Raw genomic sequence first — 13,140 nt, 5'->3', positions numbered from 1 at the left:
ACACTCCTAATTGTTTTCATTTTTATTGACAAACTCGACTTACTTATTGGAAGAATCGAGATAAATCACCTTGTCTAATGGATGTTCGTTGCATACGCTGTGCTTGTTGCATTTCTTCTCGTAAGATTCTTCTTAAATCGGCATCCGTAATATCTTTTTTCTGTTGCTCTAAAGGTTGATTCTTCATTGCAAATACTTTTTTAATACCTGCCATGTTAATACCTTGATCTAATAAATCTTTAATTTCTAAAAGTATATCGACGTCATTCAATGAGAACATACGGCGATTACCTTCAGTGCGGGCAGGCTGAACCAATTCATGCTCTTCATAGTAACGAATTTGACGTGCTGTTAAATCAGTTAATTGCATGACAATACTAATTGGCAACAGCGGCATTGTTCGTCTGATTTCGCGATTCATGTACTTCACCACGCCTTCCATGTCTTTTATTTTATTAGATGTTAGCTTTGTTGTCAATTAAATGTTAGAAAAACTAACATAACTTTTTTCGAACAATTCATTCTTTTATATAGATGAATACAAATTCTTATAAAAAAAGACTAAGGTTATATTTATTTGCACCTTAGTCTTTTTTTAAGTTTGAATTATGAAATAGCTAGTTTATTTTATTCTTTAGTAAATTCAACATTTACTTTACTATTATTTCCTATTAAATGAAGCTGCTTTTCTTTATTTCCATTATTACTTTTTATATTGCTCTTACTCTTCTTAACTTTGGAATGAATAGAAAAATCCGATTCATTACCAATAATACTTCCTTTTACAGTACCATTTTTATTTTCTAGATTAAGTTTTTTTCTTACATTTAGTTTTTCAAATAAAAGATTACCACCATTTGAAGATAAACTCATTTCTTGAATATTCATTTGAGGTACTTGAATATCTCCATTTGTAGTCGATATGTGCATTTTTTCTATTAGTCTAGTAGGTACTTGAATAATAATTTTTCGATATTTAGATGACGGTTTTAAACCTATATAATCGCTCCATTTTTTGGTTATCAGTTGTTAATGTGCATACTTTATACTTTATATTTTATAGATATAGCGTATCTTTCTTGTTTGCTTTCAAAATAGTGAATATGCAGAGCCTGAGACAAAAGTAATTTAAACAGAGCAAATCCCGTATGATTTTTTTCGAAATCATACGGGATTTGTTCTGTCCCAGCCTCTAAACACACTATTTTATGCTTGTAATTCCTGTACCGCACTTAAAATGGCGAATTTTACATGTTCATATGTTAATCCACCTTGCATATACACCGTATAAGGTGCGCGAATCGGTCCATCTGCTGAAAACTCAATACTGGCACCTTGTACAAATGTTCCTGCTGCCATAATCACATCATCCGTATAACCTGGTAATAATGCTGGCTCTGGTGCAAACTGTGCATTGACAGGTGAGTTCTTTTGAACTGTTTGACAGAACTGAATCATTTGCTCTGGTGTTTGGAATTGCACAGATTGAATTAAATCTGTACGTTTTGCATCAAACTTCGGTTCCGCTACCATCCCAATCTCTTCTAATGCAGCTGCTGCAAAAATAGCACCCTTTACTGCTTGCGATACGACATGTGGAGCTAAGAAGAAGCCTTGATACATATCTGTCAATGTATTCAATGATGGACCTGCTTCTGCACCAATCCCTGGTGTTGTCATACGATAGGCACATTGCTCGACGTATTTCGCTTTCCCTGCAATATAGCCACCCACTTTTGCTAAACCACCGCCAGGATTTTTAATTAATGAACCCGCCATTAAATCGGCACCTAACTCTGTTGGCTCCATCGCTTCTACAAATTCACCGTAGCAATTATCGACGAAAATAATGACATCTTCTTTAATCGCACGAATTTTTCGAATGATTTCTCCTACCTCATCAATTGTAAATGAAGGACGTTCTGCATAACCTTTTGAGCGCTGAATCGCCATAACGCGTGTTTTACTTGATACAGCTTGTTCTACAGCTGTCCAGTCTACTTTGTTATCTGCTGTTAAATCAATATGTTGATAATCAATACCAAAGTCTTTTAATGACCCTGTATCTTGATCACCGCCATCTACAATAGATTGTAATGTATCATACGGTTGCCCTGTAACATACATTAATTCATCTCCTGGACGTAATACGCCAAATAAACTTAATGTGATGGCATGTGTACCTGAAATAATTTGTTGGCGTACGAGCGCTGCTTCTGCACCAAAAACATCTGCATAAACACGTTCTAAATTATCGCGACCTTCGTCATCGTAACCATAACCTGTTGTTCCTGCAAAGTGGTTTTCACTCACATGATTTTTAGCAAATGCATGTAGTACTTTTTGTTGATTATAAAAAGCCAATTCTTCTACTCGTTCAAATTGAGGTTTGATTTTCGCCTCTACTTTTTTAGCAAACTCCATTGTATCGGTGTGTAATGTTGACATAAATGCCATATTTGCTTCATCTCCGTTCTTTATTTCCTTTCATATAGTATCACATGTGGAAACTTGAAAAAAGCAGGTTTCTCATTTTAAAGAGCGACGATGAAAGAACGTATTTTTTCGAAATACTCGCTTCGTGCGAAGAAATACGAGCATACCAATTAATAAAAGAAAAACTCCAATGGGTAGCCACTTTTTAATGGGCAGAATAGGCGAGTCACTCGTTTTCACCGTTGTTGTATGATGATTCGCTTTTAAAATTTCTGTTTCTTGCCCTACTTGATTCGCTTCAGCTGTAATCGTTTTTGTTTTAAATAATTTGTTTGTATTTTTCGAATCTCCACGTTGTCCCGAACTAATCCATGCATGTTCTAAGACATCGACTTGAACAGGGATAAAGGTTTCATTTCCACTTCTGTCACGTCCGATTAGTTGTATTTTATGCTTCCCTGATCGACGAATTTCTTCAATTGGTTTTGATAATTCTAATGTTAAATCCTTTCGGTCATAGTCACGAATTGTCGCTTGTAAGTCTTTTAAAATTTTTTCTACAGTTATGTCATCACCTTGTTCATACACATATTTTTTCTTTTGGATTGAAATAGTTGGAGGGGTTGTATCTAGAATTGTGAGAGGAATTTGTTTAGTTTGGCGGTTATTTAAATAGACAGGTAATTCATAATGTCCAATTTTTTTTAAGTCGACTTGTGTTAAGTCCATTCCTTGAATTGATAAAGGAGCTAAATCACGCTTTAATTTCTGTATCGAGATTGGCTCGCCTAACTCATATTGTAATTCATTCATCTCTTTTCGCCCGATATGAATGAATATTTCTTGAGGTGTTGCTTCATTTCCTGCTGTATCTTTTGCTGTGACCATTGCCGTATATCGTCCCTCTTTAAAACGATTCACCTGTGATAAATCAATTTGAACCTCTGTTACAGTGGAACGTTCTTGTACTGTAATATTTGCATCCTTTATTACTTGGTCTTGTGTCATGCGCTCTCCTTGATGATAGTAAACATGCTTACGATCAATTGTGAATTGTGGCTTTTTCCGGTTAAGTACGCGAATCGTTGCAGTTTTTTGTACTTGTCGTCCATAGGAATCTATCAGGCGAAGTGGCGCTATGTAGGTTCCAACTTCATTCAATACAGGTGGTTGTGCAAGCCATTCAAGTGTATAATCAGCCATTTTTTCACCAAAAAGTGCCGCCATCATAAATGTTTTGAGTGACTCTTTTTCATCAAGGTCACGTTCGAATAACAAATCATAAGGGACTGGGAGAGGTGTTTGTTCTTGTATAATCATCGGCACAGTCGCAAGAACTTGACCATCTATTAAAAAACGAATTGTGTACGTTCCTGTTTGATGATAATTAACTGAGGCATCATCTACAATGACACGTTTTGTACTTCCAATTACTTCAATTGCATATAATTTCATTAATTGTTTAGCTGTAGGTCGTGGTGTGTCGACTTGCCAAATGCCCCGTTCGATTTCATTAGCACGAACAACAGGTTCACTTGCTGCTTTTGTTTGCTGTACATAAAAAATAGAACAACAAAAAAAGAGCGTAAATAGGAGTATCATCTTAGGTTGTTTCAAAAGTTATCTCCTCCTACTATTTCATTTATGTCTTTGAACTTTTCCCTTAACCGATTTTTGTAAAACATTGATTGTAAAGGAAATTTGAATTCGCTATACTTCTAATTAGAAGGAGTGGATGATTATGGAAAAAGTTTGCGTAAAATGTTTACATGTACTTCAAAAGAATGAAAAAACATGCTCAATTTGTCATACAAAACAACCCGTAAATAAAAAGAAAATCATTCGTATTACAACCGCTTTTATTTGTTTATGTTTACTCTGCTCTACTTCTTTTTTATTTTTTTCATTGCAACGAGCGAATTATTCAAAAGAAAATGTCATGTCGCAGTTTGAAAAAGCGGTTAGCGAACGAGATGAACGTACTTTACAAAAATTATTAATTCATGAAGATCAAACAAAAGTTCAAGCACATGAAGCAAAAGCACTCATCCAATTAATTTCAACGCTTGGTGAAGTGCAAACAGTCGCTTTATTTCGTCCTATTAAAACAAATTCACATATAAAACCCTATCGCGTAACGGCACCTTCTGTTTCATTAATCAAAAAGAGACGTAACATGAGCTATGCTTTTCATCAAGTAAAAGAACCATTAATCCCAGGGGTCTACCCAGTTCGCGTAACAATGCTATCTGATTCTTTTCCTTCAAGCACAGTTGTAAGTGCACCACTATCAAGTCCAGATATGATACCTGAAATCACAGAAACAACGGTTTCATTCAAATTTAATTCTGTTTTTGAATCGATTTTACCGTTTATAACTGTCAAAAAGCAAAGCGTACAAACATCACTTTCTCACTTAATGATGAATAGCCCCATTTCAGTTTATGCACAAGAACCATTTCGAGTGGAATATACTTTTCATGCACCTTGGGGAGATTTACATCAGAAGGAATCGAGTATAGAGCAGTTTACTGATTTTATAAACCTAAGATTTTTAACAGTGAAACAACAAAAACAACTAGAGGCAACACTAAAAAAAGCTTTGTTAAAAGATGAACAAGCATTTACAACTATGTCTTTCAAAAAGAAAATGAATAGGATTCCCATTATAAATGAAGATTTTTCTCTTATTTCCGTCATACCTGCTCTGAATAAGAAAAATGAATTGAATGGTGTAATTGCACAGTATTATGTAAATGATGCAAAAAAAACGCATCTAACAGCACATTTCTTATTTAAGTCATCTAAACATCATTTTGAATTACACAATTTATCCTATTATCAAAACAATCACGCTGTATTTGAAAGTGATGAAAAAGCAAATAAGTGGATGCGCTATTTAACTTTAAACCCACTTTACTTATCGCAAGAAGATTTAAAAGCACTTTTTAACATGCATCTACAAAACGCGTTATTTGCCGAAATTTCATCCGAATATGCTTATTTATTCAACTATCCACAACAAAAAATTAAATCCATTGACGTAAAAAATGAAAATCGCGTCATCTTGCACCTATCTTCATATAATTTACAATTAAAAGTTGACCTTAAAAAAAGAGACTATAGCTGGGAGGTAGCTGAAATTGTTAAAGAATAAACCTACACATTGTCCTAAATGTCTACATGAACTACCGGATAATACATTGCGATGTAACGTATGTGGTGAAAAAGTACATTCTCCTTATACTAAAAGAATTTTACTTTTTACAATGATTTTTACTGGTCTATGTCTTGCACTATCGAGTACTTTTTTAATCGTTTCTGCAAATCGTGCGAATCATTCAAAAGATAAAATGGTTGAACGCTTTGAACAGGCACTCGATGAACGAGATGAAGGTGAACTACAAAAGATCATAACACATCATGATGGCACATCTATTTCAGAAGAAGAAGTGAATGCATTAATTGAACTTGTGAAGAAAAAGGGAGAGGTATATGTATTGCCGTATTTTAAAGCGGTGAAAAATAATTCTTACTTCAAACCTTATCAAATACGTGCGAAAAAGACGGCTCTCGTTCAACCAACAGCAAATATTGAACTTTCGATTAAAAATACCAATATAAATAATTTAATTCCAGGTATTTATAAAATCGATGTGAATATTGCACCAACGTATTTAGATGAAAAAAAGACGATGAGTCGAGAAGTTTCAGCAGCGCAAACCGAACTGTCTTCTACTATTCCCGCAAATTATCTTTTACCAGAGAGAGAAGTTCCGTTATTACAAACAGAGATTACACTTGGCAAAAAGACCGCACCTCTGACTGAATTTGTATCGAATCATGCGGTAGCACTACCTGTATACGACGAAAATGAATTCATTTATACAATCCATTATCCTTGGAAAGATGTACGAAAAACACAGAGTCAATTGCATAAAGAAGATGCATTTTTTTACGGGAACTACTTGGTAACCCCTAAACAACTAAAAGAACTAAAAAATCATCTCAAAGCATATAACAAAAAGGCAAAACAAAAGGTACCGATTCATAACTTAGAAGAAACGACGAAAATGCTTTACTACAATGATCGAAATGAGATTACAGGCATCTGTTTGTATATGTCGTTAAAGAACGAGAAAATGATGGGCGTTCGATTCGACTATAATCAACAAACTAAAAAATTTGATGTAAAGGAAGTCGCTTCTAGCTCACATGACCTCACAAAAATGTATCTACAAAACGGAATACGTCTAGATCAATTATCCCAACAGGAATTACAAACGTATATGATTTTGCATCCTGGTGGTGTAGTAGGATTCGACTCAAATGAAATTCAATTAGATACCATTCTTCCTACACTAAAAATTGAAAAAGTCGAGAAAGTTAAACATGTAAAGAAAGATGAAAACCAACGAGATTTCCATTACGTTACGTGGTATTCGTACTTCGATGAAAGTAAAAAGAAGCGCGTACAAGCGAAAAAAGATTTTTATTTTTAAGCACAAAATAAACTGGAACCACGCCAAAGCGTGATTCCAGTTTTTCTTAGGCTCATATGAGGGAATGTTTTTACACGTATGTCCCAGCCATTTTATATGCAACTAAATTAGAACTCTAATTCGCCATCCCAAACACTCATGCCACCTTCAAGGTTCGTTACATCATAACCTTTTCCTTCTAGGTATGTGCAAGCGCTAAAGCTACGTCCACCTGCATGGCAAACAATAATGTATGGTGTTTCTGGATCTAACTCTTCAAAACGTTCTGGAATTTGACCTAGTGGAATATGAACCGCACCTGGAATGATGCCATTTGCCACTTCTTCATCTTCGCGCACGTCAATAATATGTAAATCTTCATTTGCATCTAGTAATGCAAGTACTTCATCTGTTGTAATTGATTTCATGTCTTAAAAAATCCTCCTTTGATTTTACCTTTCTTCAGTATAAAGTTTTTTATAGCGATTGAATAGTCGATTGACTTAAATTCTAGTAAAAACAAAGAGGAATTGTACGACTGCACAATTCCTCTTTCTCTTATTCTTCTGTTGGGCCTTCTAAGCCAATTGATTTTGACGGTGAGAAGGTTGAGATAGCATGTTTGAAAATTAAATGTTGCTTACCATCTGCTTCTAGTAATACCGTAAAGTTATCGAATGATTTAACCGTTCCCTTTAACTGGAAACCGTTCAATAAGAATACGGTTAAAAAAATAGAGTTTTTACGGAGTTGATTTAAATATAAATCTTGTAGATTCATCGTTTTCATATAGATCCCCCTTAGATTTGGCTAAACTTTTCTAACTACCAATCTTTATACCCTGTTTTTTTCAAAATATTACTAACTAAACTACTTTTTTCTTCTTTCGCATCAAACCAGTTCACATCCAACTTATTTCGGAAGTACGTTAATTGACGTTTTGCGTAGCGACGTGAATTTTGCTTTAAATTCTCTATCGCTTCTTCTTTCGTCACACTCCCATCAAAATATTGATAGAGTTCTTTATAGCCAATCGCTTTAATCGATTGACAATCGCGTACACCGCGCTCATAAAGTCCTCGTACTTCTTCTTCTAGACCTTGCTCTAGCATGATATCTACACGAAGATTAATGCGTTCATAGAGTGTATCGCGGTCCATATTTAAACCAATAATAAAATGATGATATAGTGGTTTATTCCCTTGTTTCGACGCTTCATCTGACTTCTTTTGCACACTATGTTCTGCCATTTCAAGCGCACGAATAACACGACGCGTATTATTCGGATGGATAGTTTTCGCTGTTTCGGGATCAACAGCCATCAATTTTTCATGCATCTTCTCAGGACCTACTTTTTCAAGTTCCTCGTAATAGGCTTTACGTGCAGTGTCATCAATCTTCTCATCGGTAAAGCGGAAATCATATAAGACTGATTGCACGTATAAACCTGTTCCACCAACGATAATGGGCATCTTACCTCGGTGTTGAATTTCTTCAATTTTTTCACGTACTAACTGCTGATATTCTGCAACTGAAAATTCATCTGTTGCTTCTTTAATATCAATGAGATGATGCACAATGCCCTCTTTTTCATCTTCTCGTATTTTAGCGGTTCCAATATCTAAATCTTTATAGACTTGCATAGAATCACCGTTAATAATCTCACCATTTAACCGTTTGGCAAGTTCGATGCTAAGCGCTGTTTTCCCTACTGCTGTAGGTCCGACAATCGCCAATACATCATACTGCTGTTGCTCGCTCATGACTTTTTTTCTCCAACCATTTTAATATTGTTTTATAAACCATTGTATTATTTTGTTCATTTAAAATCTCATGTCGCTTATGTTCGAATAAGTGTACAGTCACATGTGTAAAACCAGCATGATAGTATTGGCGTGCAACGCGCCATACGCCTTTACCATAATCACCAACAGGGTCTTCTTTACCGCTAATCAGTAGAATTGGTAAGTCTTTACGAATTCGATTCACTTCGGCTTCTTTTGATAATGTCGCAAGCCCCGTTAATAAATCGACATAAAATTGATTGGTGCATGTGAATCCACATAAGTCATCTTCAATATATTTTCGCACTTCTCTTGAATCTGTTGAGAGCCAATCCGAAGATGTCTTACTATTTTCTACTTTGGCATTATACGAACCGAACGACATCTGTTCAAGTAATTTTGCGGGCTTCGTTTTGCCTTTTTGACTTGCTAATAAACGAGCAGTATAAAGCCCCACACGATGTAATGAAGAAAAAGCACCTGTACCAATCAAAATTACTTTTTTCACTTCATGACTATAAAATTCGATATAACGTCTTAAAATAAACGACCCCATACTATGACCAATTAAAATTGGCATTGGCCAATCATGCTCTTGTCGAATCGCTTGAATGACATCATGAGCATCTTGTACGACAACTTCAAAACCATCTTCTTCGGCAAAGAAACCATAAGGCGCATTATTTTTACTAGCTGTCTGACCATGTCCACGATGGTCATGGGTAGATACGACGTATCCATGTTCATTTAAAAAGCGGGCGAACTTTTCATAACGTTCTTGGTGTTCCGCCATACCATGAAAAATATGTACATGCCCGCGTATTTCTTTTTCGGGCATGTAGACATTCGCTACAATGATATGGTCATGTTGTACGCGAATTTCTTTTTGTATTTTATCCATGTGAACCTTCCTTTGCAAAATGTGTCGCATCTTCAAGAAGTTGTTCTAACTCTTGTTGATGAAGTGCTTTTTCATGATCTGTATATTCCAAGTAATCACTCATTAAAGAGATGACTTCATCTTTATACTTACGCACTTGTTGAATATCGAAATACAATTTACCTGTACGACGAATGAATACATCGGCTGGTGTATAAGCCATTTCAAACTGCATACCATAAATCACTTCTAAATATAAATCGACAGGTAGACCGCGGTCTTTGTAGTCATTTTTGGTTACACGTAAAATACGGTAGATGTCTTCAATGTTTGTACCATATTTGTGTACAAGTTCTTCTGCAACTTTTTTCGTCAAGCCATACTGCACACCTTCATCGCCTTTAAACGCGACATATGCGTCAAAATTTTCTGGTGTTAGCATAGTTGCACCTGATAAAGATAACTCTTTCGTAACACATGGACCTGTACCTCTAAACTCTTTACGTTTCGCCAAACGGTCTACTACTTCTTCCGCCATTCGACGGTAACCTGTTAACTTTCCGCCTGCCATTGTTAAGAGACCCGATTCAGACTCCCATACTTCATCTTTTCGTGATACTTCAGAAGGATCTTTACCTTTTTCATAAATTAATGGACGTACCCCAGACCAAGTAGATTCTACGTCTTTGAATGAAACATCAACATCTGGGAATATATAGTGAACTGCGTCTAAAATATAGGCTACATCTTCACTTGTAGCGACGGGCTCAACTGGATCATCATGATAAATCGTATCAGTTGTCCCTACGTAGGCTTTTCCTTCTCGTGGAATGGCAAAAATCATACGTCCATCTTCCGTATCAAAATACACAGATTGTTTTAATGGGAAAATAGATTGATCAATTACGATATGAACACCTTTTGTACGTAACAGTGCTTTTTTACTTGATGCTAATGGATCACGTTCCATTACTTCATTCACCCATGGGCCCGCTGCATTGACAACTGCTTTTCCACGAATTGTTATTTCACGCTTTGTTATTTGATCAATTGCATAAATACCTGCTACTTTTTTATTGTCATCGTAAATGAATGATAAAGCTTTTACATAATTCAAAGCCACTGCACCTAGCTCAACAGCTCTTTTTAATACTTCAATTGTTAGACGTGCATCATCTGTACGGTACTCTACATATAAACCGCCACCACGTAAGCCATCTTTCTTTAAAAGTGGTTCTTTTTGAAGCGTTTCTTCTGGACTAAGCATAACGCGACGCTCTGACTTTTTTACACCGGCTAAACTATCATAAACCTTCAGTCCAATTGAAGTTGTTGTAGGACCAAATTGCCCACCTTTATAGAAAGGGAGTAGCATGCCAAGTGGTGTTGTAATATGCACACCATTTTCATAAACGATTTTTCGTTCACGCCCCACCTCTGCTACAATTCCTACTTGTGCTTGTTTTAAATAACGAAGTCCTCCATGTACTAACTTCGTTGAACGACTCGATGTTCCTCCTGCAAAATCTTGCATATCAATAATTGCTACACTTAAACCACGTGATATGGCATCCAATGCAATACCTGCTCCTGTGATTCCTCCACCAATAATAACTACATCAAAACTTTGTCGGTTCAATTGATCAATTTGATCTTGTCTACGAGCTGCTGAAAACATTCTGTCGTCCTCCTTTTAATTACATCACACGTTTAAACATCTTTTCGATTTCATACGTTCTAAAATGGACAATTACAGGGCGGCCATGGGGGCAAGTGAATGGTTGATGGCATTGTTTTAGGTCAGCAATTAATCGGACCATTTGTGCGTGATTGAGATAATGATTCGCTTTAATGGATTTTTTACAACTCATCATAATTGCTGCATCTTCTCTTAACTTTTTTACATTTGCTTTGCCTTCATTTAATACTTGTTCAATTAAATCTTCAATAATCTCTTGTTCTAAATCTTTTGGAAACCATGTGGGATATTCTCTTACCACAAATGAATGTTGACCAAATTCTTCTAAAAATACGCCAACTTGTTCGAGTTCATCTTTCGCAGAACGAAGCGTAAGTGCCTCATCTGCTGAATAATGAAAAGTCAGTGGTAGTAAAAGTGCTTGACGCTCATTTGCATGAACTTCACCTACTTTTTCCTTGAAGAATTCATACTTAATACGTTCCTGCGCTGCATGTTGGTCAATTAAGTAAAAACCATCTTCACTTTGTGCCACAATATACGTCCCATGAATTTGTCCAATCATTTCTAATTCTGGAAAAGGTTCTTTCTCTACTTCTTTTTCCACCAATTCATCTTTTTCAACCTCTTTTACATCGAGGTTTTCAAAAGGTGTATCTATTATATCTTCCCACGTTTCTGCGGCGTCCAAACTTACTGAATCAACAAAAGGCTCTTCAACTTTCTCTTGGACTTGCTGTGCTTTTCTTGGCAACTCACCAAACTGTTCGATTTTTGTATTCGCATAGTCTATTTGTTTCCAAAAATTCACTTGTTCTGTTAAAGGAGCTAACTTCTTTTTCGGCTTAGCAATTTCAGGTACATGCATATGTGAACGAATGGCTTCATGGATTGTTTTTTCAATTAACTGCATCAATTCTCCTTCTTTACTAAGACGAATTTGTTGCTTTGCTGGATGCACATTCACATCTGTTAAGTGAGGGTCCCCTTCAATATGAATAACCGTAATCGGCGCACGTCCAATGGGTAAATACGTATGGTATGCTTCTAAAATCGCTTTTTGAATTGTATAATGCTTCACCCAACGCCCATTCACAAAGATGGACATATAATTTTTAGATGCGCGCGTAATTTCCGGGATTGTTGTAAAACCGTAAATCTTATAGTCCTGTGACTCACCTTCAAATGCGACCATTTTTTTCGCGTTGGATACACCGTAAATTGCCGCCAAAACATGTTGTAAATCGCCACGACCATTTGTTTGAAGTAGCATATGATCGTGATGACGCAATTTAAATGCGATATTCGGATAGCAGAGCGCTAAACGGTTCATCAAATCAATTGTATGTCCCAACTCTGTTTGAATGGTTTTCATATATTTTAAACGTGCGGGTGTATTATAAAAAAGTTGCTTCACTTGCAAGTCCGTTCCACGACGAAGTGGTCCTGGCTTTTTCTCTTTCACATGTCCACCTTCTAAATACACTTCTAAACCTGTTTCACCATTTGAAGTCATGAGATGCACTTTTGAAACAGATGCAATGGACGCGAGTGCCTCTCCCCTAAAACCTAATGTACGAATACGAAACAAGTCGTGTTCATGATGAATCTTACTTGTCGCATGACGTTGGAATGAGATGAGCGCATCTTCCTCGTCCATACCATGCCCATTATCGATGACTTGAATGGATGTTAGGCCTGCTTCTTCTAAAATGACTTCAATGGAGGTACTACCTGCATCGATGGCATTTTCAACAAGCTCTTTGACAACAGATGTTGGTCTCTCTACGACTTCACCCGCTGCAATTTTATTTGATAAAAAATCATCCATTATTTGAATTTGCCCCATGCAAAAGACCT

12 protein-coding genes are annotated in these 13,140 nt (G+C 36.1%); 2 read left to right on the top strand and 10 right to left on the bottom strand.

Going from position 1 to position 13,140, the window contains the following annotated elements:
• Window positions 1-43: 43 nt before the first annotated feature.
• From KGI01_RS00790 to KGI01_RS00775, 4 genes are all read right to left on the bottom strand, one after another.
• Complete coding sequence (locus tag KGI01_RS00790; protein ID WP_068454597.1) at window positions 44-421, bottom strand: MerR family transcriptional regulator; 378 nt, start codon at window positions 419-421, stop codon at window positions 44-46.
• Between the two features lie 206 nt (window positions 422-627).
• Complete coding sequence (locus KGI01_RS00785) at window positions 628-888, bottom strand: hypothetical protein (protein ID WP_141272477.1); 261 nt, start codon at window positions 886-888, stop codon at window positions 628-630.
• A 318-nt stretch (window positions 889-1,206) separates the two neighbouring features.
• Window positions 1,207-2,457 carry a methionine gamma-lyase family protein gene (locus KGI01_RS00780; RefSeq protein ID WP_141272475.1) on the bottom strand — a complete coding sequence of 417 codons (1,251 nt, stop codon included), beginning with the start codon at window positions 2,455-2,457 and terminating at the stop codon, window positions 1,207-1,209.
• Window positions 2,458-2,529: 72 nt separating this feature from the next.
• Complete coding sequence (locus KGI01_RS00775) at window positions 2,530-4,053, bottom strand: hypothetical protein (protein ID WP_141272473.1); 1,524 nt, start codon at window positions 4,051-4,053, stop codon at window positions 2,530-2,532.
• A gap of 124 nt (window positions 4,054-4,177) precedes the next feature.
• On the opposite strand from KGI01_RS00775, the gene KGI01_RS00770 reads away from it, so the two are divergent.
• Together KGI01_RS00770 and KGI01_RS00765 are read left to right on the top strand one after the other, a co-directional pair.
• Window positions 4,178-5,593, top strand: coding sequence for a zinc ribbon domain-containing protein (locus KGI01_RS00770; RefSeq protein ID WP_141272471.1), 1,416 nt, complete (start codon window positions 4,178-4,180; stop codon window positions 5,591-5,593).
• Window positions 5,580-6,938, top strand: a complete 1,359-nt coding sequence (locus tag KGI01_RS00765) for a zinc ribbon domain-containing protein (protein WP_141272469.1) — start codon at window positions 5,580-5,582, stop codon at window positions 6,936-6,938. The genes KGI01_RS00770 and KGI01_RS00765 overlap by 14 nt, the downstream gene beginning before the upstream one ends.
• A gap of 107 nt (window positions 6,939-7,045) precedes the next feature.
• Here the strand turns inward: KGI01_RS00765 and KGI01_RS00760 are convergent, their stop codons facing one another.
• The 6 genes from KGI01_RS00760 to mutL all read right to left on the bottom strand — a co-directional run bounded on the left by KGI01_RS00760 (window position 7,046) and on the right by mutL (window position 13,129).
• Complete coding sequence (locus KGI01_RS00760) at window positions 7,046-7,345, bottom strand: rhodanese-like domain-containing protein (protein WP_068454617.1); 300 nt, start codon at window positions 7,343-7,345, stop codon at window positions 7,046-7,048.
• Window positions 7,346-7,475: 130 nt separating this feature from the next.
• Entirely contained in the window at window positions 7,476-7,706 is a 231-nt protein-coding gene (gene hfq / locus KGI01_RS00755; RefSeq protein ID WP_141272467.1) for an RNA chaperone Hfq, read from the bottom strand.
• Between the two features lie 35 nt (window positions 7,707-7,741).
• Entirely contained in the window at window positions 7,742-8,680 is a 939-nt protein-coding gene (gene miaA, locus KGI01_RS00750; RefSeq protein ID WP_141272465.1) for a tRNA (adenosine(37)-N6)-dimethylallyltransferase MiaA, read from the bottom strand.
• Window positions 8,658-9,602, bottom strand: a complete 945-nt coding sequence (locus KGI01_RS00745; RefSeq protein ID WP_255314691.1) for an alpha/beta fold hydrolase — start codon at window positions 9,600-9,602, stop codon at window positions 8,658-8,660. The genes miaA and KGI01_RS00745 overlap by 23 nt, the downstream gene beginning before the upstream one ends.
• Window positions 9,595-11,259: a glycerol-3-phosphate dehydrogenase/oxidase gene (locus KGI01_RS00740; protein ID WP_087680136.1), complete on the bottom strand. Its 1,665-nt coding sequence runs from the start codon at window positions 11,257-11,259 to the stop codon at window positions 9,595-9,597. The genes KGI01_RS00745 and KGI01_RS00740 overlap by 8 nt, the downstream gene beginning before the upstream one ends.
• Before the next feature lie 19 nt (window positions 11,260-11,278).
• Window positions 11,279-13,129: a DNA mismatch repair endonuclease MutL gene (gene mutL, locus KGI01_RS00735; RefSeq protein ID WP_141272463.1), complete on the bottom strand. Its 1,851-nt coding sequence runs from the start codon at window positions 13,127-13,129 to the stop codon at window positions 11,279-11,281.
• Between the last annotated feature and the right edge of the window lie 11 nt (window positions 13,130-13,140).

The sequence above is a fragment of the Kurthia gibsonii genome (genome assembly GCF_006539985.1).
GTDB lineage: Bacteria > Bacillota > Bacilli > Bacillales_A > Planococcaceae > Kurthia > Kurthia gibsonii.
This window is presented reverse-complemented; position numbering and strand designations above follow the sequence as displayed.

What these genes read in the sequence shown, in the direction of transcription:
- hfq (WP_141272467.1), bottom strand. Translation starts at nt 7,706, where the DNA reads ATGAAAACGATGAATCTACAAGATTTATATTTAAATCAACTCCGTAAA.
- miaA (WP_141272465.1), bottom strand. Translation starts at nt 8,680, where the DNA reads ATGAGCGAGCAACAGCAGTATGATGTATTGGCGATTGTCGGACCTACA.
- KGI01_RS00745 (WP_255314691.1), bottom strand. Translation starts at nt 9,602, where the DNA reads ATGGATAAAATACAAAAAGAAATTCGCGTACAACATGACCATATCATT.
- KGI01_RS00740 (WP_087680136.1), bottom strand. Translation starts at nt 11,259, where the DNA reads ATGTTTTCAGCAGCTCGTAGACAAGATCAAATTGATCAATTGAACCGA.
- KGI01_RS00785 (WP_141272477.1), bottom strand. Translation starts at nt 888, where the DNA reads ATGAATATTCAAGAAATGAGTTTATCTTCAAATGGTGGTAATCTTTTA.
- KGI01_RS00770 (WP_141272471.1), top strand. Translation starts at nt 4,178, where the DNA reads ATGGAAAAAGTTTGCGTAAAATGTTTACATGTACTTCAAAAGAATGAA.
- mutL (WP_141272463.1), bottom strand. Translation starts at nt 13,129, where the DNA reads ATGGGGCAAATTCAAATAATGGATGATTTTTTATCAAATAAAATTGCA.
- KGI01_RS00790 (WP_068454597.1), bottom strand. Translation starts at nt 421, where the DNA reads ATGAATCGCGAAATCAGACGAACAATGCCGCTGTTGCCAATTAGTATT.
- KGI01_RS00780 (WP_141272475.1), bottom strand. Translation starts at nt 2,457, where the DNA reads ATGGCATTTATGTCAACATTACACACCGATACAATGGAGTTTGCTAAA.
- KGI01_RS00760 (WP_068454617.1), bottom strand. Translation starts at nt 7,345, where the DNA reads ATGAAATCAATTACAACAGATGAAGTACTTGCATTACTAGATGCAAAT.